Annotated in this window: 14 protein-coding genes; 9 read left to right on the top strand and 5 right to left on the bottom strand. The window is 64.3% G+C overall.

Features of this window, described 5'->3' with window-relative positions; translation table 11 throughout:
- Positions 1-272: 272 nt before the first annotated feature.
- The 8 genes from CWS72_RS13470 (at position 273) to CWS72_RS13505 (ending at position 16,110) form a co-directional block, all read left to right on the top strand.
- Complete coding sequence (locus CWS72_RS13470; protein ID WP_158240647.1) at positions 273-4,262, top strand: non-ribosomal peptide synthetase; 3,990 nt, start codon at positions 273-275, stop codon at positions 4,260-4,262.
- A gap of 5 nt (positions 4,263-4,267) precedes the next feature.
- Positions 4,268-5,614: a glycosyltransferase gene (locus CWS72_RS13475; protein WP_101251133.1), complete on the top strand. Its 1,347-nt coding sequence runs from the start codon at positions 4,268-4,270 to the stop codon at positions 5,612-5,614.
- A gap of 4 nt (positions 5,615-5,618) precedes the next feature.
- The gene (locus tag CWS72_RS13480) at positions 5,619-6,902 is read left to right on the top strand and encodes a glycosyltransferase (RefSeq protein ID WP_101251134.1); all 1,284 of its coding nucleotides are present in this window, start codon (positions 5,619-5,621) and stop codon (positions 6,900-6,902) included.
- Between the two features lie 41 nt (positions 6,903-6,943).
- The gene (locus CWS72_RS13485) at positions 6,944-8,200 is read left to right on the top strand and encodes an MFS transporter (RefSeq protein WP_206747700.1); all 1,257 of its coding nucleotides are present in this window, start codon (positions 6,944-6,946) and stop codon (positions 8,198-8,200) included.
- A gap of 1 nt (position 8,201) precedes the next feature.
- A complete protein-coding gene (locus CWS72_RS13490) occupies positions 8,202-8,420 on the top strand; it encodes an MbtH family protein (protein WP_101251135.1) in 219 nt (72 codons plus the stop codon).
- An 82-nt stretch (positions 8,421-8,502) separates the two neighbouring features.
- The gene (locus tag CWS72_RS13495; protein ID WP_101251136.1) at positions 8,503-9,729 is read left to right on the top strand and encodes an efflux RND transporter periplasmic adaptor subunit; all 1,227 of its coding nucleotides are present in this window, start codon (positions 8,503-8,505) and stop codon (positions 9,727-9,729) included.
- A 19-nt stretch (positions 9,730-9,748) separates the two neighbouring features.
- Complete coding sequence (locus CWS72_RS13500) at positions 9,749-12,859, top strand: MdtB/MuxB family multidrug efflux RND transporter permease subunit (RefSeq protein ID WP_101251137.1); 3,111 nt, start codon at positions 9,749-9,751, stop codon at positions 12,857-12,859.
- On the top strand, positions 12,856-16,110 hold the full coding sequence (locus CWS72_RS13505) for an efflux RND transporter permease subunit (protein WP_101251138.1): 3,255 nt from the start codon (positions 12,856-12,858) through the stop codon (positions 16,108-16,110). The genes CWS72_RS13500 and CWS72_RS13505 overlap by 4 nt, the downstream gene beginning before the upstream one ends.
- A 66-nt stretch (positions 16,111-16,176) precedes the next feature.
- On the opposite strand, the gene CWS72_RS13510 is transcribed toward CWS72_RS13505, so the two are convergent.
- Positions 16,177-17,160: an NAD(P)H-dependent oxidoreductase gene (locus CWS72_RS13510; RefSeq protein WP_420824065.1), complete on the bottom strand. Its 984-nt coding sequence runs from the start codon at positions 17,158-17,160 to the stop codon at positions 16,177-16,179.
- Here CWS72_RS13510 and CWS72_RS13515 point away from each other — a divergent pair.
- Positions 17,141-18,097, top strand: coding sequence for a LysR family transcriptional regulator (locus CWS72_RS13515; RefSeq protein ID WP_101251140.1), 957 nt, complete (start codon positions 17,141-17,143; stop codon positions 18,095-18,097). The two genes, CWS72_RS13510 and CWS72_RS13515, sit on opposite strands and share 20 nt — an antisense overlap.
- On the opposite strand, the gene CWS72_RS13520 is transcribed toward CWS72_RS13515, so the two are convergent.
- The 4 genes from CWS72_RS13520 to CWS72_RS13540 form a co-directional block, all read right to left on the bottom strand.
- Positions 18,075-19,004: a DMT family transporter gene (locus tag CWS72_RS13520; protein ID WP_101251141.1), complete on the bottom strand. Its 930-nt coding sequence runs from the start codon at positions 19,002-19,004 to the stop codon at positions 18,075-18,077. The two genes, CWS72_RS13515 and CWS72_RS13520, sit on opposite strands and share 23 nt — an antisense overlap.
- 541 nt (positions 19,005-19,545) lie before the next feature.
- On the bottom strand, positions 19,546-20,601 hold the full coding sequence (locus CWS72_RS13530; RefSeq protein ID WP_101251143.1) for a GntG family PLP-dependent aldolase: 1,056 nt from the start codon (positions 20,599-20,601) through the stop codon (positions 19,546-19,548).
- A 21-nt stretch (positions 20,602-20,622) separates the two neighbouring features.
- Positions 20,623-21,891 (bottom strand): dicarboxylate/amino acid:cation symporter, encoded by a 1,269-nt coding sequence (locus tag CWS72_RS13535; RefSeq protein WP_199175681.1) that lies wholly within the window; start codon positions 21,889-21,891, stop codon positions 20,623-20,625.
- Positions 21,888-22,565: a GntR family transcriptional regulator gene (locus tag CWS72_RS13540; protein ID WP_101251144.1), complete on the bottom strand. Its 678-nt coding sequence runs from the start codon at positions 22,563-22,565 to the stop codon at positions 21,888-21,890. The genes CWS72_RS13535 and CWS72_RS13540 overlap by 4 nt, the downstream gene beginning before the upstream one ends.
- Between the last annotated feature and the right edge of the window lie 13 nt (positions 22,566-22,578).

The following is a 22,578-nucleotide window of genomic DNA, read 5'->3' on the forward strand; positions in this document are numbered from 1 at the left end:
TTATTGATAGTCGTTGACATCATTATGTGTCTCTTGTAGAACGAATTTTGCAAGTACTAAACGTGTATTAGTTGTTATTTAGCGTTATATAGTATTTTTAAATATAGGAGAGCCGGGTGAACGCCTCTGAATTACGGAATTTCCCTGTCTCCAAGAAGCCAAATGGTTGTTTTGTGGGAAAGGCTTCCCAGGATGGTGAGGCTTTTCAGGAAGATTTCGTCGAATCAAACATCAATGAAAGTGATGTATTAAAAAGTGAGGATGATTCCGCAGTGGAATCCGTGACCATTTCCGGCCACACACTTCAAACGATACCACTATCGATTGCACAGCGCGGATTGTGGGTCGGGCAGAAGATCGGCAGCGACAAGGCGGTCTTCAACATCGCCGAGGCCATCGAAATCCATGGTCCGATCGACCCCGTTCTTTTCGTGGCGGCGCTTCATCGCCTGACCCGGGAGATGGAAACAGTCCGCGTTCGGATCGTCGAAGGGCCAAACGGTCCGCGCCAAGTGGTCATGCCGCACTATGACGGTGATTTTCCCGTCATCGACGTGAGCGCCGAGGCCGACCCCAAAGCCGCGGCCGAACGCTGGATGATGGAGGACGTGGTCCGACCGGTCGATTTCGACCACGACATTTTGTGGCGTTGCGCCCTGTTCAGGGCGGCGCCCGATCGGTTCATCTGGTACCACCGCAGTCATCACATTTGTCTGGACGGTTTTACCGGAGGGATGGTGGCCCGCCGTCTGGCGGCGCTTTACACCGCGATGGTGGCGGGGGACGAACCGGAGCCGGTGAACCATCCGCCCCTGGCCGAGCTGCTGAAAAACGAAATGGAATACCGGGCGTCCGATCGCTTCGCCCGAGACCAGGACTATTGGCGGACCCGTCTCGCCGGCCTGCCCGACGCCGTTTCTCTTGCCAAGCGTCGCGCGTCCACCTTCGGCGGGCTGTATCGCAAGACGGCGTATATTTCGCCGGAGAGCACGAAATGTCTGCACTCCATGGCGAAAAATGCCGCCGGCAGTCTTCCGCAGATCCTGATCGCCTTGGCCGCCGCCTTCTTTTTCCGGGCGACCGGCGCTGCGGATCTGGTGTTCGGCCTGCCGGTAACGGCGCGGCCGAGCGGTTTCTTGCGGCGAATTCCGGGGATGGTGGCGAATGCCGTTCCCATTCGTCTGGCCATGTCTCCCTGGCTAACGCTCGACGCCCTGATCCAGCAGGTGTCGGCGACCGTCCGGCAGGCCCTGCGTCATCAACAGTATCGCTATGAGGACCTGCGCCGGGACCTGGGGCTGGTCGGCCGGGATCAGCAGATTTCATGGTTGGGGGTCAATATCGAGCCGTTCGACTACGACTTCCGCTTCGCCGGACATCCCGGGATCCCCTTCAATCTGTCCAACGGCTCGGTCGAGGACCTGACGATCTTCATCTACGATCGTGACGACGGTCGGGGATTGCGGATCGATTTCGACGCCAATCCCTCGCTCTACACCGGGGAGGAACTGCAGGACCATATGAACCGGTTCCTCCGCCTGATCGACGCCCTGCTTGCCCAACCCGGCTTACAGATCGGCCAGATCGATCTCCTCGATCAGCCGGAACGGGCGCGGATGCTGACCGATTGGAACGCGACGAACCGGCCCGTCCCCGAACTCATGGCGTTTCAGCAGTTCGAGGAACGCGCGGCGCAGCAACCCGATGCCGTTGCCGTCAGCTTCGGCGATGTCACTCTCAGTTACCGCGATCTCAACGCGCGGGCCAATATCGTGGCGCATACCCTGATCGAGCGGGGCATCGGTCCCGGCGCCATCGTCGCCCTGGTTCTGCCGCGGACCGAATCCCTGCCGGCGGCTCTCCTCGGGACCATGAAGTCCGGTGCCGCCTATCTGCCCATCGACCCCGATTTTCCGGCGGACCGCATCGCCGCGATCATGGAGGACGCCCGGCCGGCGGTCGTCCTGACCACGAAGGGTCTGGCCGCATGCCTTCCCGTCGATGGACCGGATCGCATCTTGTTCGATCAGTTGGAGCCGGCCGAGGACGCCGACTGGTTTTCCGACTGCAATCCGACGAACGCCGACCGCACGCAACCACTGAGCCAGGCCCACACGGCTTACGTCATCTACACCTCGGGCTCGACCGGCAAACCGAAAGGCGTCGTCGTCTCCCACCGCAATCTGGTCAATTTCCTGAGGGCCATGCAGGACGAATTGGCGTTGCTCCGCCATGACCGGCTGCTGGCCGTCACCACCATCTCCTTCGACATCGCCGCCCTGGAAATGTACGCGCCCTTGCTGGCCGGCGCCCGTGTGGTGATCGCCACCCGCGAGATGGCGCGCGATCCGGTCGCGCTCGCCCGCGAGATGGAGCGCACCGGCGTGACCGTCATGCAGGCCACGCCCTCCTTGTGGCAATCCATGGTGGCCGTGCAGCCGATGGCGTTGCGCGGGTTGCGGGTCCTGGTCGGCGGCGAGGCGCTTCCCGGCCATTTGGCGCGAAGTCTGCGTCAACTCGGCGCGGCGGTGACCAATCTGTATGGGCCAACCGAAACCACGATCTGGTCGACCAGCATCGCGCTCGATGACGGCGATCTCGACAATCCGCCGATTGGCCGGCCGATCGCCAACACCCAGCTTTATGTCCTGGATGTCGGTTTGCAGCCGGTGCCGGTGGGACGGGCGGGACAGCTTTATATCGGCGGCGTCGGCGTGGCGGACGGTTATCTGAACCGCCCCTCCCTGACGGCCGAACGTTTCGTCGCCAATCCCTACGGTCAGCCGGGAAGCCGATTCTACCGGACGGGGGATCTGGCGAGCTGGCGCCGCGACGGCACGCTGGAGTTTCTCGGGCGCATCGATCATCAGGTCAAGGTTCGCGGATTCCGCATCGAGACCGGCGACGTCGAAGCGGCCCTGATGCGGACGGGAAGGGTGGAACGGGCCGTGGTGACCGCCTGGGACGAGCCGCCCGCCGGCAAACGCCTGGTCGCCTATGTCGTCCCCGCCGCGGGGGGCGTCGTCGACGAGAATGATCTTCGGGGCCGTCTCGAAGCCATTTTGCCCGACTATATGATCCCCTCTCTCTTCGTTTCGTTGTCGACGCTGCCCATGACCCCCAACGGCAAGGTCGATCGCAAGGCGTTGCCGGCGCCGTCCCGTTCCGCGCCGATCAGTTATGTCGCGCCGCGAACCGCCACCGAAGCCAAGCTCGCCGCCTTGTGGACGGCCAGGCTTGGCTTGGGACGGGTGGGAATCCACGATAATTTCTTCACCATCGGCGGCGATTCGCTGGTGGCGGCGCAATTGATCGCCGACGTCCAGAAGGCCTTCGGCCGGGAAATGTCCCTGGCGACCATGTTTCATGCCTCCACCATCGCCGAACTGGCCGAACAACTGGACCGGGACGAGGCTCATGATCCCTTGGCGAGTCTGCTGCCGTTGCGGGCCGGCGCGAAGGATCTGGCGCTGTTCTGCATCCATCCGGTGGTCGGGTTGAGTTGGGCCTACGGCGGTCTGTTGCGCCATCTCGGCGGGGAATGCGCGGTCTATGGCCTGCAGGCGCGCGGCATCGGCGGTGACAAACGGCTGCCGGAATCGCTGGAGGAAATGGCGGACGATTACCTCGCCCAGATCCGGCAGGTCCAGCCGCGCGGACCTTATCATCTGCTCGGCTGGTCTCTCGGCGGCGTGGTCGCTTTCGCCATTGCCCAGCGGCTGCGGTCGGCGGGCGAACAGGTCGCTTTTCTTACCTTGCTGGACGCCTATCCCTTCATCCGGCAGAGCGTGGATCAGGAGCCGGAGGAGGCCGTGTTGGCCAAGGCGGCCTTGCGCTTCCTGGGATATGAGCCGAACGTCTTGGGTGACGCGCCCCTCGGCATGACGGCGGTCGCCGATTTTCTTTGCCGCGAATACGACATCCTGGGCAATCCGCTGGTCAAACAGATCCGCCGCAGCAACGACGAAATCGTCGAATCGGTGCTCGCCGTGGTGCGAAACAACCTGGCGCTTCTGCGCAAATATGTCCCCGGGCGGATCGACGTCGATATGCTGTTTCTGAGGGCGTCGGCCGGAAAGGTCGCCGAACTGGACAGCTTCATCGATCAATACGCCGCCGCCTGGCAACCCTATGTCGGCGGACGGATCGACGAACATCAGATCGACTGCCATCACCAGCAGATGCTGGATCCGGGGCCGGTCGACGAGGTCGGTCGGATCGTCGCGGAGGAATTCGCCAAGCGCGCCCGGCGGATGGAGTAGAAACGGTGGCTGATCGCGTCGTTCTCCTCACCGTCGGCACCCAGGGCGACATCCGGCCGATCGTCGCCTTGGGCCAAGGTCTTCTAAGGGTCGGTTACGAGGTTCGTGTCGCCACCGATCCCGGATTCGCCGAGATGGTGCGCGAGGCCGGACTTGAGTTTGCTCCGCTCCGCTCGGATTTTCGCAATCTGATGGCGACGGAACCCGAGACCATGCGTCGCGGACTCGATCCTTTTGCGGTGGCGCGCACGGCGCGGCGCCGTCTCCGGATCATGGCCGAGGCTTGGGCCGGGGAGGGGCTGGCGGCTTGCCACGGCGCCCGGTTGATCATCGGCAGCGGCATTGCCACCTTGCTCGCCTATTCCATCGGCGAGCTGCTGGATATTCCCGTCGTACAGGCTCAGTTGATGCCGCTGACGCCTTCGCCCGATATTCCTCCGGTGATGCTGATGCCAAGGCGGCGTCCCTTCCCGGGCTGGCTCAATCTGGCGATCTATCGGCTGTTGCGGTTCGGTGTCTGGCAGGTGATGCGGCCGGCGGTAAACGGTATGGTGCGCCGGACGCTCGGACTTCGGCCCTATCCGTGGTTCGTGCCCTCTCCCTGGAGGAATGCCGAAGGCAGTCGGATTCTCTACGGCTACAGCCGGCATGTCTTGCCGCCGTCGAAACATTGGCCGGAAACGGCGCGGGTGACCGGTTATTGGTTTTTCGACCAGGGCCGGAACTGGCAGCCGCCCGAAAGCCTGACGCGGTTTCTTTCCGAAGGGGAGCCGCCGGTCTATGTCGGTTTCGGCAGCATGGTCGGAGATCGGGCGGAGGCATTGTCGAGCATCGTTTTGCAGGCGGTCCGGATGAGCGGGTGCCGCGCCATACTGGCCACCGGCTGGGGGGGCCTTTCCATCCCGGCGTCGGAGAGCGGCGGCCGCATCCTGGTCATCGATCAGGCGCCGCATGACTGGCTGTTTCCCCGGGTGGCGGTCGCCGTCCATCATGGCGGGGCCGGCACGACATCCGCCGCCGTCCGGGCCGGCATTCCCTCCGTGGTCGTGCCTTTTTTCGGCGATCAGCCTTTCTGGGCCTGGCGACTGCGTTGTCTCGGCGTCGCACCGCCGCCGCTGCCGCGCGCGAGCTTGAGCGCCTACGAGTTGGCCGAGGCCATGGTGGCGGCCGGCGACGACGGCATGCGTTTGCGGGCGGCGGCGCTGGGCGAGCGGGTCCGTGCCGAGGGGGGAATCGATACCGCCATCGAGATTCTGGCGAAGTGGCGGTTGCTGGACGGCAGCCCGGCAAACAGTCCCTCGGCCCGGATCGTTCTGGAGCCGGTGCGGAACGCGGTCGGCGGGGAGTGCTGACGCCATGCGCGTGACGATCCTGATCCCCGGCACGGAAGGGGATGTGCGGCCGCTTGTCGCGCTCGGCAGGGGAATGCAGGCGGCCGGCCATTCCGTAAGGATCGCCACGACGGGAGATTTCGTCGGGCTGATCGAAGGGGCCGGCCTTGAATTCGCGTCCTTGCCGGGTAATTCGCGGCAGGTCACCGCCGAACACCAAAGCGCATTCGAGCAGGGCCGCAGTCTGCTGTCGATGGCCAGGATGGCGCGCGACATCACCAAGGCCATGGTGGATACCTGGCCGGCGGCCGGCAAGGAGGCCTGTCACGATGCCGATCTGATCCTGGCCGGCGGTGGCGCCGTGCCCTTCGGCGTTTCCCTGGCCGAGGCGCTCGACAGACCCTTCGTGCAGGTCCATCTGCAACCCAACGGCCTGTTCGCCAGTCTTCCGTCCACCTTATTGCCGCTGCCGCCGAGGCCCTTGCCGGGGATCGCCAACCGGCTGATCCATCGCGGGGTGGCGGCCCTATCCTGGTGGGCGATGCGCCCGGCGGTTAACGACGTCATCCGCGCCCAATTGGGTCTAAGCCCTTATCCCTGGTCGGGTCCTCCCTACAAACGCCCGTCAGCCCGCTGGCCGACCCTGTTCGGCTTCAGCGAACATATGGTGCCGCGCCCGCGCCGATGGTGCGACCACGCGCGGGTCAGCGGCTATTGGTTTCTCGACCGGGACCGGATGTGGCAGCCGCCCGAGGATTTGGCGGCGTTTCTCGAAGCCGGGGAAAGACCCGTTTACATTGGTTTGGGCAGCATGTCGTCGCCACGGACCCGTCTTGCCCTGGAAACGACGCTTCGCGTCATCGAACGCAGCGGCCGCCGTGCCGTCGTGGCGGTCGGCTGGAGCGGTGCCGCCGATCTTCCGATTCCCGCCGGCGCGCAATGGTTCGTGACCAATGGCGCGCCGCACGATTGGCTGTTTCCCCGCGTGACGGCGGCCATCCACCACGGCGGCGCGGGAACCACGGCGGCGGCTGTGCGGGCCGGCATTCCATCGATCATCCTGCCGCTTTTCGGCGACCAGCATTTTTGGGCCTGGCGGTTGCAGTCCCTGGGCGCCGCGGTCTGGTGCCCGAGGGTCGACGGCGCGATTCCGGAAGAGTCCCTGTCCCGGGCCATCGCGCGCATCGGCGAACCGGCGCTTCGCCGGCGGGCCAGGCAATTGGCCGGACTGATCGGCGCCGAGCGGGGGGTGGACACCGCGCTGATGGCCTTGCACGGCTGGGGGATGATTCCTCGACCGGCCAATTAGGACGCAACGCGATGGCTTGGCCGGCAAAGACCGAAACATTCATGCTTTTCACCACGCTGCTGGATTCCATGGGATTCGGTTTGATCGGTCCCGTTCTTCCCCGGCTGGTCGAACAGATCACCGGCAATCCGCCCAGCGCCATCGGCCAGACATATGGACTGCTGAACGCGGCCTATGCCATGGCGGCGTTCCTCTGCGCGACCGGGCTGGGCCATCTGTCCGACCGCTTCGGGCGGCGACCGGTCATTCTTCTGGCCATCGGCGGCGGCCTGGTGAATTACGTGCTGTCGGCGCTTGCCGGTGATCTCGGGTTGCTTTTCCTGGCGAGGATCGCCGGTGGCGTTTGCGGCGCCAGCGCCGCGCCGGCGATCGCCTATATCGCCGACATCACCACGCCGGCCCGGCGGCCGCTGGTTTTCGGCTGGATGGGAGCGGCGTTCGGTCTTGGTTTCATTCTCGGACCGACGCTGGGCGGACTGCTCGGGGATATCGACCCGCGTCTGCCGTTCTGGACGGCGGCGGGCCTTTCGGCGGTGAATTTTCTCTACGGCTGGCTGTTCGTTCCCGAAAGCCTGCCACCGGAACGGCGAACGTCTTTCGACCTTAAGCGGGCCAATCCGTTGGCGCCGCTGTGGAGCCGATGCTACGCGCCGTTCGTCCGGAGTCTGCTCGTCGGGGTCTTTCTCTACGCGATCGGACAGGCGGCGATGCAGACGACCTGGGTGCTGTTCGTTCAGCAGCGGTTCGGCTGGACGGAGGGCGATATCGGTCTGTCCCTGGCGGCGTTCGGCGTCATTTGGATCACCGGCCAGGCCTGGGCGGCTCCGGCGATGATCCGGCGCCTCGGCGAATCGGCGGCCCTGATCGTCGGGCAAATGGCGACGGTCGTCCTCTATCTGGCCTTCGGGCTGACCGAGCACGGCTGGCAACTCTATGCGGTGATGCCCGTCGTTTCCGTCGCCGCGATGACCGGGCCGGCGGCGCGCAGTCTGCTGGCGCGCCAGGAGGGACGGGTGGGGCAGGGGGAGGTGCAAGGCGCCGTCACCGGCGTGACAAATCTCGCGGCGATTTTCGGACCAATGCTGGGGGCGTGGATCTTTCAATATTTCACCGGCGAGACGGCACCTGTGCAAATTCCCGGCGCGGCCTTCTTTCTTGGGGGGCTTTTCGCCGTTCTGTCACTGCTTTGCGCCGTCCGTGCCCTGGCGTCCGGCGGCGCATCTTCGGCGGCTTCGGAGACGGTTCATCCGATGCCGCTCTCTTCCCGTGACGACTTGTTCCAACAAGGAGAGCCCTGAAATGGCATTCGATGACGATAGCTCGCCCTTCTGCGTCATTATCAATGACGAAGAACAATATTCGCTCTGGCCGATTAGTCTCGCTTTGCCACCGGGATGGCGCGGTTGCTCCTTTTCCGGTTCGAAAGCGGAATGCCTGGCCTTCATCGATCATGTCTGGATGGACATGCGGTCCCTGAGCCTGCGCCGATCCGCCAACCTGTCCGCGCCCGCGCGCTGATTCCAAACATCGCCTCGCCCGCCCGCCGTTTTTTTGGGGAGCGGGCGAGGCCACCGTTCAGCCAAATCGGGATGGAAAGAGCATGAAGATCGAGCGTAACGAGGCGGACGGAGGGCTTCTTCCGATGACCGCCTGCCAGTCGCGGACGGGGCGTTCCGCCCTGCGCGCCCGCCTGATTTGGACATCGGTGGTTCTCCTGGCGCTGGCCGCCATGGTCTGGGGCGTCGTTCGGTCGCAAGGCGCGACGGAGGCGAAGGGGCCCGGAACCGCCGCCCCCGGGCCGGTTCCGGTGGTGGCCGCAACGGTCGGCAGGGGCGATATCGACATCGCGCTGGACGCATTGGGAACGGTGACGCCTTTGGCCACGGTGACGGTCAAGCCCCGAATAGCCGGACATCTGACCCAGGTGGCCTTCCGGGAAGGCCAGGTCGTCAAGGCGGGCGATCTCCTCGCCCAGATCGATCCCCGTCCCTACGAGCGGCAGTTGGAGCAGTATGAAGGGCAATTGAGCAAGGACAAGGCTGCCTTGAAGGCGGCGGAAGTCGATCTGGAGCGCTACCGGACCCTGGTGGCGCAGGATTCCCTCGCCCGTCAGACGCAAGACACCCAGGAGGCGACGGTGCAGCAGGATCGCGCAACCGTCGCCACCGATCAGGCGCAGGTCGACAATGCCAAACTCAATTTGATCTATTGCCGCATCGAGTCGCCGATCACCGGCCGGGCCGGCTTGCGGCAGGTCGATCCGGGCAACTACGTGCAGACCAGCGATACCGCCGGCATCGTCGTCATCACCCAGATGTCGCCGATCAGCGTGCTGTTCACCTTGGCGGAAGACGATCTGCCGGCGGTCATGGGCGAGTTGCGCAACGGCGCGAAGCTCGCCGTCACCGCCTACAACCGGAACAAGACCGCGCGCCTTGCCGTGGGCACGCTGACGACGGTCGACAATCAGGTCGACACCGGCACCGGCACCGTCAAGCTGCGGGCTCAGTTCGGCAACGAAGACGAAATGCTGTTTCCCAATCAGTTCGTCAATGTCCGGTTGCGGGTGAAGACGATGCGAGAGAGCACCCTGATACCCACCGCCGCGGTGCAGCGGGGCGCCCCCGGGACCTTCTCCTATCTGGTTGGAGCCGACAACAAGGTCAGCGTGCGTCACATCACGCTGGGTACGGCGTCGGGCGACCAGGTGGCGGTGCTGTCCGGTCTGCAGCCGGGAGACAAGGTGGTGGTGGACGGTGCCGACCGCTTGCGCGAGGGGACTTTGGTGAGCTTGGCTGCGGACGCGCAGCGTCATCAAGATCAATGACGGGGCGAAGAGACAGACCATGAGCCCATCCCGCCCCTTCATCCTGCGCCCCGTGGCCACTTCCCTGCTGATGGCGGCGATTTTCCTGGTCGGGATTGCCGCTTTCCGCTTCCTGCCCCTGTCGGCCCTGCCCGAGGTGGATTACCCGACCATCCAGGTGCAGACCTTCTATCCCGGCGCCAGTCCGGAAGTGATGACCTCGGCGGTGACCGCGCCGCTCGAACGCCAATTCGGCCAGATGTCCAGCCTGACCCAGATGTCGTCCTCCAGTTCAGCCGGCGCGTCCGTCATCACCTTGCAGTTCGCCCTCAATTTGAATTTGGACATCGCCGAACAGGAAGTGCAGGCGGCGATCAATGCCGCCGGCAACCTGCTGCCGACCGATCTGCCGGCGCCGCCCATTTATGCCAAGGTCAATCCCGCCGACGCTCCCATCATGACGCTGGCGGTAACCTCCGGGACCGTTCCGCTGACCCAGGTCGAGGACCTGACCGATACCCGGATCGCGCAGAAGATCTCGCAATTGCCCGGCGTCGGACTCGTCGGCATCAGCGGCGGCCAGCGCCCCGCCGTGCGCATCCGGGTCAATCCCCAGGCGTTGGCGGCCTATGGGCTCAATATCGATGACCTCAGGACCACCATCTCCAACGCCAACGTCAACACGCCGAAAGGCAGTTTCGACGGGCCGGCGCGGGCCTTCTCCATCAATGCCAATGATCAGTTGCGGGCGGCCGGGGACTACAACCGGATCATCGTCGCCTACAAGGACGGCGCGCCGGTATTGCTCTCCAATGTCGCATCGGCGGTGGACGGGGCGGAAAACAGCAAACTGGCCGCCTGGATGAACCGTGTTCCGGCGGTCATCGTCAACATCCAGCGTCAGCCGGGCGCCAATGTGATCCAGGTGGCGGACAGCATCAAGGCGTTGCTGCCGGATTTACGGACGGCCTTGCCGGCCGGCGTCGACGTCACCGTTCTGACCGATCGCACCAACACCATCCGCGCATCGGTCTCCGACGTCGAATTCGAGTTGGGGCTGGCGGTGGTCCTGGTGGTCATGGTGATGTTCCTGTTTTTGCGCAACATCCCGGCGACCGTCATTCCCAGCCTGTCGGTGCCGCTGTCGCTGGTCGGGACGTTCGGCGTGATGTACCTGGCCGGTTTCTCGATCAACAACTTGTCCCTGATGGCGCTGACCATCGCCACCGGCTTCGTCGTCGACGACGCCATCGTGATGATCGAGAACATCTCGCGCTATATCGAACGGGGCGATCCGCCGTTGACGGCGGCGTTGAAGGGCGCCGAACAGATCGGCTTCACCATCGTTTCGTTGACCGTCTCCCTGATCGCCGTGCTGATTCCGCTGCTGTTCATGGGCGATGTGGTGGGGCGCCTGTTTCGCGAATTCGCCATCACTCTCGCGGTGACCATCCTGATTTCGGCGGTGGTGTCGCTGACCCTGGTTCCGATGCTGTGCGCCAAATTGCTGCGCCGTCGCCGGCCCGGCGGGGAAACCGCCGTCAACCGGTGGGCGGGGCGCTGGTTCGACGATCTGATCGCCGCCTATGGGCGCGCGCTTCTCTGGGTGCTCGACCATGCCCGGCTGACCCTGGCCGTCACCGCCGGAACGCTGGTGCTGACGGTGGCGTTGTACGTGGTCATTCCCAAGGGCTTCTTCCCGATTCAGGATACCGGGCTGATCCAGGGCGTTTCACAGGCCTCCCAGTCGATCTCCTTCGCGGCCATGGCGGAACGCCAGCAGGCCTTGGCGGCGGTGGTGCTGAATGATCCCGACGTCGAAAGCCTGTCGTCCTTCATCGGCGTCGACGGCACCAACACCACGGTCAACAGCGGCCGCTTGCTGATCAATCTGAAACCCAAAAGCCGGCGTTCGCTTTCCGCCGACGCCATCGCCCGCCGTTTGAAGACGGAAACCGCCGTCGTCCCCGGTATCGAGCTTTACATGCAGCCGGTGCAGGATCTGAGCATCGATGCGACGGTCAGCCGGACCCAGTACCAATTCGATCTCGTCGACACCAACCCGGCCGAACTGTCCCGGTGGGTGCCGCGACTGGTGGAACGGCTTTCCCGATCTCTCGAACTCGCCGACGTCACCAGCAACGCGCAGGACCGGGGGCTGGCCGCCTATGTCGAGATCGACCGCGACACGGCGGGGCGTTTCGGCATCACGCCGGCGACGGTGGACAACGCCCTTTATGACGCCTTCGGACAGCGAATCGTCTCCACCATTTTCACCCAATCCAATCAATATCGGGTGATTCTGGAAAACGATCCGGCCTTGCAATCCGCCGAAGGCTCGTTGAAGCAGATCCATCTGCCGTCCTCCGCCAGCGGCCAGGTTCCACTGTCGGCCATCGCCACGGTGACGGAGCAAACCGTACCGCTGCAGATCAATCATCTGGGGCAGTTTCCCGCCACCAGCATCTCTTTCAACCTGGCCCCCAAGGCCTCGCTCGGCGCGGCGGTCTCGGCCATCCGCAAGGCCGAGACGGAGATCGGCATGCCGGCTTCGGTCATCACGCGGTTCCAGGGCGCCGCCCAGGCCTTTCAGTCGTCGCTCGACAACGAGGTCATGCTGATCCTGGCCGCCATCGTCACCATGTATATCGTTCTGGGCGTGCTCTACGAGAGCTACATCCACCCCATCACCATTCTGTCGACCCTGCCGTCGGCGGGGATCGGCGCCCTGCTGGCCCTGATCGCCTCGGGCGGCGACCTCGGCGTGATGGGCATCATCGGCATCATCCTGCTGATCGGCATCGTCAAGAAGAACGCCATCATGATGATCGATTTCGCCCTCGATGCCGAACGCAACGAGGGCAAGACGCCGCGGGATGCCATATTCCAGGCCTGTCTGCTCCGCTTCCGCCCGATCCTGATGACCACCATGGCCGCGATGTTGGGGGCCTTGCCCCTGATGCTGGGCAACGGGACCGGATCGGAACTGCGTCATCCGCTGGGGATCAGCATCGTCGGCGGGCTGTTTCTCAGCCAGATGCTGACCCTGTTCACCACGCCGGTGATCTATCTCGCGTTCGACCGGCTGGCCGAGCGTTTCCGTCGTCGGCGGGCGGCCGGCGAGGATCTGCTGGAAGGCGACCTTCCATGAATCCGGTGGCATTTTTCGTCGGACGCCCGGTGGCGACCACTCTGCTGACCGCCGGCATCGCCCTTGCCGGCATGGTCAGCTATTTCTTCCTGCCGGTGGCGCCGTTGCCGCAGGTCGATATCCCCACCATCGTCGTCTACGCCTATGTTCCCGGCGCCAGCGCGGAAACCATGGCGGCAACGGTGGCGACACCGTTGGAACGGCATCTGGGGCGGATCGCCGATGTCGACGACATGAGTTCGCAAAGCAATGTCGGTTCGACCAACGTCATCTTGCCCTTCGGCCTGTCGCGCAGCATCGACGGCGCCGCCCGCGACGTTCAGGCCGCCATCAACGCGGCGCGCGCCGATCTGCCGGGCAGCCTCAAAAGCAATCCCGGTTATTGGAAGATCAGCCCGACCGATATTCCGATCCTGCTGCTGTCTCTCGATTCCGCCACCCTGACGCCGGAGCAGCTGTTTGATTCGGCGGCGAGCGTCATCCAGCAGAAACTGTCGCAGGTGGAGGGCGTCGGGCAGGTCAAGGTCGCCGGCAGCGCCCTGCCGGCGGTGCGCGTCGAGCTCAATCCGCATGCCCTGTTCAAATATGGCATCGGCGTCGAGGATATCCGCGCGGCTCTGGCCTCGGCCAACGCCAATGCTCCGAAAGGCGCCTTGGAGGACGGCCGCCGACGGCTGCAGATCTACACCAACGACCAGGCAAGGACGGCGGCCGAATACCGCTCGCTGATCGTCGCCTTCCGGTCGGGCCGGGCCGTTCGTCTCAGTGATGTCGCCGAGGTGCTCGATTCGGTCGAGGATCTGCGGAACATGGGACTGACCAACGGACAGCGGGCGGTGGTTATTCAGGTCAACCGGCAACCGGGGGCGAACATCATCGCCACCGCCGATCGCGTCAAGGCCGCCCTGCCGGAGTTGCGGGCCTCCCTGCCGGCCGATGTCTCCATGGACATCGTGCTCGATCTGACCACCACCATCCGGGCGTCGGTCGACGAGGTGCAGAAGACGCTGCTGATTTCCCTCGGGCTGGTGATTCTGGTGGTATTCGTTTTCCTGGGCGATGCCCGCGCGGCGCTGATTCCAGCCGTCGCGGTGCCGGTGTCGATCGTCGGCACCTTCGCCGTCATGCGGTTGCTGGATTACAGCCTCAACAATCTGACCTTGATCGCCTTGACCGTCAGCACCGGTTTCGTCGTCGACGACGCCGTCGTGGTGCTGGAGAACGTCATCCGCCACATGGAAGGCGGCATGACGCGGCGTCGGGCGGCGTTGCAGGGGGCTAGGGAAGTCGCCTTCACCGTTCTCTCCATGAGCCTGTCCCTGATCGCGGTGTTCATCCCGATTCTGTTCATGGGCGGGCTCGCCGGACGGTTTCTCAATTCCTTCTCGATAACCCTGTCCGCCGCCATTCTGATGTCCCTTGTCATTTCCCTGACCACGACGCCGATGATGTGCGCGACGCTGTTGCGGACGCGCTCCGCGCCCGGCCGGTCCCGCCTGGCGCGGGCGAACGGACGTCTGTTCGAGCGATTGAGCGACGGTTACGCCCGCAGTCTGTCGCTGGCGCTCCGCCATCCCGGAGCGACCATGCTGCTGCTGCTCGCCACCGTCGGCCTCAATTTCTATCTCTATGCGATCGTTCCCAAAGGCTTCATTCCGCAACAGGATACCGGATCGCTGACCGGCGGCATCAAGGGTGACCAGTCGATTTCCTTCCAGGCGATGAGCGGGAAGCTGAAAGCGTTCCAGGATATCGTGCGCGGCGATCCCGACGTTGCCGCGGTCGTCGGTTTCACCGGCGGTGGGACCGCCGGCAATGCGGGAAAGATCTGGGTGAGCCTGAAGCCGCTGGCCGAGCGTTCAGCCACCGCCGACGCCATTATCGCCCGCCTTCGACCGCAATTCGATCAGGTCGCCGGGGCATCCCTTTATCTGCAATCCAATCAGCTGGTTGGTGGCGGCGGCGTGGGGGGCAACGCGCAATATCAGTATTCGCTGCTGGCCGACGATATGGGCGTTCTCAAGATCTGGACGGATCGCCTCGCCGACGCCATGCGCGCGGTGCCGTTTCTCGCCGACGTCACCACCGATCTGGACAATGGCGGACTGCAGGCGGATTTGGAAATCGATCGGGCCACCGCCGCCAGGCTCGGCCTGCAGATGTCGCAGATCGACGACACCCTTTACGACGCCTTCGGTCAGCGCCAGGTGTCGACGATCTTCAACCCCTTGAACCAGTATCATGTGGTCATGGAGGTGGCGCCGCAATATTGGCAGGATCCGAAAACGCTGAGCGAAATCTTCATCAGCACTTCGGCCGGCGCGGTCAGCGGCACCGACGCCACCAACGCCCTGGCGGGCACGACGGGGTCGACGAAGACGCAGGCGCAGGTGACGGCCGACGGCGCCCGCAACCGCGCCACCAACGCCATCGGCAGCGTCGGCCGGACCTCGGCGTCCACCGGAAGCGCCGTCAGCACCTCCGCCGAGACCATGATTCCCTTGTCCGCCATCGCCCATTTCGGGCAGAGCAAGACGCCGCTGTCGGTCAATCACCGTGGTCACTACGCGTCCGCCACGGTTTCCTTCAATCTGACCGAGGGCAAGTCCCTGAGCGACGCCACGGCGGCCATCGAGGAAATCCGCCGGCAGATCCATATACCGGAGACGGTGCGCGGCGAATTCGCCGGGACGGCGAAATATTTCCAGCAAGGCAAAAGCGCCACGCCGATCCTGATCCTGGCGGCATTGGCGAGCATCTACATTGTGCTGGGGATCCTCTATGAAAGCTATATCCACCCCATCACCATCCTGTCGACCCTGCCGTCGGCCGGCATCGGCGCCTTGTTGGCGCTGCTCGTCTTCCATATCGAATTTTCCATGGTCGCCATGATCGGCGTCCTGTTGCTGATCGGCGTCGTCAAGAAGAACGCCATCATGATGATCGATTTCGCTCTCGAGGCGGAACGGAGCCGCGGGCTTTCCAGCCGCGATGCCATTTACCAGGCCTGTCTGATGCGTTTCCGCCCCATCATGATGACCACCATGGTCGCCCTGTTCGGCGCCTTGCCCCTGGCGCTCGGCAAAGGCGACGGCGCGGAGCTGCGCCAGCCGTTGGGCATCAGCATCATCGGCGGCCTGGTGGTCAGTCAGATCCTCACCCTTTACACGACGCCGGTGATTTATATGGCGCTCGACCGGTGGTCGCGGCGGCGCCCGGCCATCGCCATGAACACGGACCCCCTTCGATGAGAGCACTCGTTTTCTCAGGCTTGCCGAACCGATGCGGACCGCCGCCGTTGGCAAGGACGGCGGCGACTAGGGCCGGGTGGGTGAGACTTCGCACGCACCCGGCCCTAGAACCTCATCTATAATCGGTCGCGCCTTATCGAGGACTTCGGCATTCCGCGCGAGGTGATGGCCAAAGCCGGTCGCATTCGGATCGCCCAGCCCGGAGCGGAGTTGCATGCTCGGGATCAGATAATCGCCGCCATTCTGACGGCGATAGGGGATGGGCGGCGTGGTCGCGAGCGTCCGCATCCTCTCCCGCAGGCGGTCGGCCACGGACTCGAAGCCTGCCTGATCAAGGCGATCGACTCTGTAGGCCACGAATGGCGGAAGCACGTCATATCCCGGATAAAAAAGAATCCCGTGATTTATCGGGAAGAGCAGGTCGTCGATCGGCCCATTGATCCCGCGAGCGGAATAATGCTCTTCCCAGCCGCCGGTGGTTACGATCAGCATGGCGCGTTTTCCCGCGAGGGTTCCCTCACCAAAGCGGTCACCCCAACGCTTGTCGTTATGTTCGCCGACGCCGTATGCGAATCCATAGGCGTAAACCCGATCGACCCAGCCCTTGAGGATTGCCGGCATGGCATACCACCAGAGGGGAAATTGGAGGATCAGCACATCGGCCCACAGAAGTTTTTCCTGCTCGGCCTTGACGTCTTGCGTCAGCGCGTTGGCGGAGAACGCCTCGCCGGAGGCGGCCGCCACTTTCAGCCGGCTATCCGGTGTCAACGAGGGAAAATCGGCGCGATCGACTTCCGACTTCCAGCGCATGGCGTAGAGGTCGGACACCCGCACCTCGTGGCCTTGGGTTCCGAGTTCCTTGACGGCGGCGTCGCGGAGCGCGCCGTTGAGCGAACGCGGTTCCGGATGGGCAAAAACAAGCAGGACTTTCATGGGACGGCGATCCGAAGTTGGAAAATCGATTCCGAGAGCATAGACAGCGCGGAGTTGGTCCACTACATGTTGGTAATGTATAAGATTATGCCGATTTATGGATAAGTCGGACGTCACGTTTGAGCGCCTGCACACCTTCGTTCGCGTCGCCGAACGCGGGAACCTGTCGGCGGTCGCGCGCGAACTCGGCGTCGGTCAGTCGACGGTCACGCGGCATTTGCGAGAGCTTGAGGACGCCCTCGGCGTGCCTTTGCTCAGCCGGACCACCCGGCGTGTCACGCTGACCGATGAAGGCCGTCGCTATTATGCCAACAGCGTCCAGATCCTGCGCCTTGTGGAGCTGGCCGGCGATGAGGCGCGGAGTACGCGCGGAGCGCCCGCCGGCACGATCCGGATATCCTGCACGGCGGCTTTCGGGGTCATGCATGTCAGCCGGATGATCTTCGCATTCCAGGACCGCTATCCCGATATCGAGGTTGATCTCGGTCTCACCGACGAGTTCGTCGATCTTGTCCGGAATGGCGTCGATATCGCGCTTCGCCTGGGGCCGCTTACCGACAGTTCCATGAAACTGCGGGCTCTCGGCCGGTCCCGGCGGTTGCTGGTGGCGGCACCGGACTATCTGGCGGCGCGGGGGGCGCCGGTTGTTCCGCAGGACTTGTCCGGCCTTGAAGGCATTCGGATGTCGAACGTGGCGGGGAGCGACGTGCTCGCCTTGCGGGGCCCGCAAGGCGAGCACTATTCCGTCCCCTTCGGAGGACGTCTTCGGGTTGATCACGGGCTGGCCGCGCGCGCGGCCCTGGTCGCCGGGCGCGGCATCGCGCCCACCCACCACTGGCTGGTCGACGATTTATTGGCCACCGGCCGGCTAATACCGATCCTGCCGGATTATTCGTTGCCGTCGGTGCCGCTGAACATGCTGATCGTTCCCGAACGCGCCGGCATTGCCAGGGTTCGGCTGCTGGTCGACTTCCTCGCCGAGCAGATTGGCCGCATCCCGGGGATCGCGCGGCCGGGGCTTGCTATTCCCACTACGGCCCCTGCGGCGCCGTGATCTTGGCCGGCGTCGCGGCCTTTCTGGCCTGTTGGGCGATGTAAAGTCCGGCCGCGATGATCACGGCGGCGCCAGCCCACATATGGGGCGCCGGCACATCGTGCCAGACGACATAGCCGATCAGGGCGCCGGTGACGATCTGCGTGTAATGGAATTGCGAGACTGTCGCCGCCGTCGTGTATTTAAGCGCCGAATATATCGCCATGGCGCCAAGCGCGTTGAGAATTCCCATGACGCAAAGAAGTCCCAGCAGGCCCGGCGTCACGGCGGCGACCGGCAGAACGAGCATCAGGCCGAATCCGGCCAGCGTCTGCACGAACCCGTTGAAGAACGCCAGGCTGTTGGGGCTTTCCGATTGGGCCATGACCCGCAGCCAGATGACGTTGGCGGCGAACAGGATGCTGCTGAAAAAGGCGACGGCATACCCGATCCAGTCGCCACCAGACCCATGGCCTTGCGTTACGACGCCAATGGGGTCGACGGCGATCACCACGCCGATGAACCCGGCAACGATGGCGACGATGCGTGGCCAGCGCAGATATTCATGGAGAAAAATCGCCGCCAGGATGGCGACCATCATCGGTGCCGAAAAAACGGTGACGTAAAACGACGCCATCGGCAAATGCTTGAGCGCGATGATGGAGCACAGGTTGGAGGCGACCGCGAGACAGGCGCGCAGCGCCTGGGCGCGGGGATTTTTCGGCCATAGCGCCTTGATCCGCTGCTTTCCCCCTGCCTTCACGAGCATGAAGGCGGTGGCGAAAAATCCGAAAAAACCCAGAATCTCATAGGGGGGCAGAACCGTCTCGCCCGCCAGTTTGACGCAAGTATCCGAAAGAACCCAGAAGGTGAAACCAAGAACGGTAAAACCGACGGCCTGAAAGGAGGAAACGGATTTATTGGTCAAGATGCGTATTGTTCCCCGCTGTATCGTGGATGAAATTTTATATTTTTATCTTAAATTACTTAATATCGTCATGCCCGGACTTGATCCGGGCATCCACGTCGTCCCGCGACCCAAATGTTCTTGCCTGTGGCACCACTTGGATCCCCGGGTCAAGCCCGGGGATGACGATAACATATTGACAACAAATAATAAGGTGTATGCGCTGCCCCGGCGCGAAAACGGGAAGGACGAGGGGCCTGAATGTTGGGTTCGCACCACTAACGGACGGACCATCACGGTGTCGCACAGGATACGCCGGGGCGGCAAAGCCGGAAACCCCTTCGGGCAGGGAGCGGCCCCGTGCCGTTCGACGGGCTGTTCTCCATTCGGGGGTGTCGGGTGACTGTCATGGTGCGACCATCCCGGTTGCTGATACTTTCGTGGCCGGGTTTCGATCGGTCGGACACGGCGGGGAGCGGAACGTGTCCGCGGCCATGGAGGTTCCTCTCTCGACGCTGATAGAACCGCCGAGAAAGCGGATGATGGAGCCCGTCGACGTGCCTCAGCGTGAAGGGGCCGTATTGAAGTCCCGCCAAGTCTCGGCGAAGGCGGCGATGGCCTTCTCGATCTCGGCGGGGCCGGTATGCCGGTGGGTGACGCAGCGGATCTGCCGGCTGGTCCAGGCGCCGGCCAGCACGCCCCTCGCCGCCAGCGCCCTGGTCCATTGATCGGCGTCCCGTTCGCTGGCGGCGACGTCGATGCGCACGATGTTGGTCTCGGCCAGGGCGGGATCGGTCAGGCTCCCGTCGATGGCGGCCAGTCCCCGGGCCAGCCGTTTGGCCATGCGGTGATCCTCGGCCAGGCGGCCGGTCATCTCCTCCAGCGCCACGATGCCGGCGGCGGCGATGATGCCGGCCTGTCGCATGGCGCCGCCGACCATGCGGCGGAAGGCGCGGGCCCGCGTGATGAAGTCGCGGCTGCCGACCAGCAGGCTGCCGATCGGGGCGGACAGTCCCTTGGAGATGCAGAACATCAAGGAATCGGCGTGATCGGCGATGGCTTTGGCTTCGACGCCCAGGGCACAGGCGGCATTGAACAGGCGGGCGCCGTCGACATGCACCGGGGCGCCGTGATCGTCGGCCAGGGCGCGGACGGCTTTCATATGCTCAAGCGGCAGCACGGCGCCGCCGGCGTCGTTGTGGCTGGTTTCCATCCAGACCAGACCGGTGGCCAGCCGGCTGGGCGTCAATCGGGAATGCAGCGCGTCGGCCAGCGCATCCAGGTCGACGGCGCCGCGCCGGGCGGGCAGGGTGCGGAAAAACAGTCCGGCGATGCTGGCGATGCCGCCCATCTCCGAGCGCAGCATATGGATGCCGGTATCGCACAGCACCTCGCCGCCACGGTCCGCGTGGGCGAGCAGCGCCACCAGATTGCCCATGGTTCCGCTGGCGACGAACAGCCCGGCCTCCTTGCCGGTGCGTTCCGCCGCCAGGGCTTCCAGCGCCATCACCGTCGGGTCGCCGTCCCGGCTGTCGTCGCCCAGTTCGGCCGTGCGCATGCGTTCCAGCATCGCTTCGGTGGGTTTGGTGACGGTGTCGCTGCGCAAGTCGATGGTCATGTCGAAGGGTCGCTTTCCTGATTATCGGAGGTCGGCGGCAAGCGGCGCCGGTTCGCTTTCCAAGGCCGCCTTGCCGGCGTATTTCTGCACCAGCTTCACCGCCACCGTGTTGCCGAAGACGTTGATCGCCGTGCGGCCCATGTCCATGAAGGCATCGACGCCGGCGACGATGGCCAAGGCTTCGACGGGCAGGCCGATCGCCGTCAGCACCATCGCCACGGCGACCAGACCGCCGGAGGGCACGTTGGCGCTGCCCTTGCTGGCGATGGTGGTGGTGATGAGGATGGTCAGCAGGGCCGAGCCGTCGAGCGGCACGTGATAGGCCTCGGCCAGGAAGGTGACGGCCAGGGCGAAATACATGATGGAGCCGTCGCGGTTGAAGGAATAGCCGAGCGGCAGGACGACCGAGACGATCTTGTTGGGAACGCCCATGCGTTCCAGCTTCTCCATATGCACCGGCAGCGTGACTTCGGAGGAGCGGGTGGCGAAGGCGAGGATGACCGGCTCCATCACCTGGCGGGTCACCGCGAACGGCTTTTCGCCGATGAGCAGCAGGGCGATCCAGAACACCACCACCATCAGGCCGAGGCCGAGATACATGACGCCCACCAGCTTGGCCAGGGCCAGCACGGTGCCGATGCCCTGGGTGGCGAACATCCAGGCCATGATGGCGGCGATGGCGATCGGCGCCGTGCCGGTGATCCATTTGGTCATCTTGAACACGGCGGCGAGCATGGCTTCCAGGACCTTGACCAGCGGCTCCGCCACCGCTCCGGTGGTGGCCATGGCCATGCCGAACAGGATGGCGAAGATCAGCGTCGGCAGGATCTTCTGCGCCGCCATGACCGCCAGGATATTGCTGGGAATCATGTCGAGGAAGAATTGCGCCCAGTCGATGGACACCGCCAGATTGGCCGGAATCTTGCCGGTCGCCGACAGATCCGCGCCCATGCCGGGATGGAAGACGCCGTTGAGCCCCAGGCCGATGAGCACCGAGACGATGGTCGCCACATAGAAATAAAGCAGACAGATGCCGGCGACGCGGCCCAACAGGCGGATCTCGGCGCCCATGCGGTAGATGCCCAGCGAGACCGAGGCGAAGACGACGGGGATGACGATCATCTGCACGGCGGAGACGAAGGCGGTGCCTATCGGCCGCAGCTTGACGGCGGTCTCCGGCCAGAGCAGGCCAATGGCCAGGCCGACGGCCAGCCCGATCAGCATCTGGATCGGCAGCGGCACGCGGATCTTGCCCTTTTTACCCGTGATCACCCCATCGCGTCCCGTCATGGCTCTGTCCTTTGCTGAGGTTCGCCGGCGAGGCCGGCGATGAAGCGCAGCCGCGCGTCGAGCGCGTGCGCCAGATGATCCCACATGCGGCGCCGCGCCTGTTCGGCGTCCCCGGTCTCGATCGCCGCGAAGATTTGCAGATGTTCGAGGATCGCCTGGCGGCTGCGCGCCGCGTCGTAACCGGGCACTCCTTGCAGGGCCAGGCCGTTTTGCGCCCGCAAGGTCTCGTACATCTGGATCAGCCGGCGATTGCCGGTGGCGTCGAACAGCGCCTGATGGAAGTCCCAGCCGATCCGCTGGGCCTCGTCGACATCGAACTCCGTCCGGGCGGACAAGGCTCGCAAGGCGTCGGCCAGGCGGCCGAGCGCCTTGCCGGGACCGCATTGGGCGGCGCGGAACGCCGCGGCGCCTTCCAGTGCCTGGCGGATTTCGTGAATTTCCCGGAGATCGGCCAGCGAGAGGCTGCGCACGAAGGTGCCGCGCATCGGCGATACGCTGAGCAGTCCGTCGCGCGTCAGTTCCTTGATCGCCTCGCGCACCGGGGTGCGGCCGATCCCCAGTGTCTCGGCCAACCTTCGCTCCGAGAGGGCGGTATCGGGATCGAGCGCGCCGGTGGCGATCATCTCGCGGATTAGCCCGTAGGCCTTTTGGCAAAGGGGATCAGTCTGGTTCATGACTGGTATACCA

The organism is Telmatospirillum siberiense, from assembly GCF_002845745.1.
Taxonomy (GTDB): Bacteria; Pseudomonadota; Alphaproteobacteria; order Rhodospirillales; family Magnetospirillaceae; genus Telmatospirillum; species Telmatospirillum siberiense.

Bases quoted from the DNA above. Each gene is read 5' to 3' on its own strand.
- CWS72_RS13480 (WP_101251134.1), top strand. From the start codon at position 5,619: ATGCGCGTGACGATCCTGATCCCCGGCACGGAAGGGGATGTGCGGCCG.
- CWS72_RS13485 (WP_206747700.1), top strand. From the start codon at position 6,944: ATGCTTTTCACCACGCTGCTGGATTCCATGGGATTCGGTTTGATCGGT.
- CWS72_RS13490 (WP_101251135.1), top strand. From the start codon at position 8,202: ATGGCATTCGATGACGATAGCTCGCCCTTCTGCGTCATTATCAATGAC.
- CWS72_RS13495 (WP_101251136.1), top strand. From the start codon at position 8,503: ATGAAGATCGAGCGTAACGAGGCGGACGGAGGGCTTCTTCCGATGACC.
- CWS72_RS13500 (WP_101251137.1), top strand. From the start codon at position 9,749: ATGAGCCCATCCCGCCCCTTCATCCTGCGCCCCGTGGCCACTTCCCTG.
- CWS72_RS13505 (WP_101251138.1), top strand. From the start codon at position 12,856: ATGAATCCGGTGGCATTTTTCGTCGGACGCCCGGTGGCGACCACTCTG.
- CWS72_RS13515 (WP_101251140.1), top strand. From the start codon at position 17,141: ATGGATAAGTCGGACGTCACGTTTGAGCGCCTGCACACCTTCGTTCGC.
- CWS72_RS13530 (WP_101251143.1), bottom strand. From the start codon at position 20,601: ATGACCATCGACTTGCGCAGCGACACCGTCACCAAACCCACCGAAGCG.
- CWS72_RS13535 (WP_199175681.1), bottom strand. From the start codon at position 21,891: ATGACGGGACGCGATGGGGTGATCACGGGTAAAAAGGGCAAGATCCGC.
- CWS72_RS13540 (WP_101251144.1), bottom strand. From the start codon at position 22,565: ATGAACCAGACTGATCCCCTTTGCCAAAAGGCCTACGGGCTAATCCGC.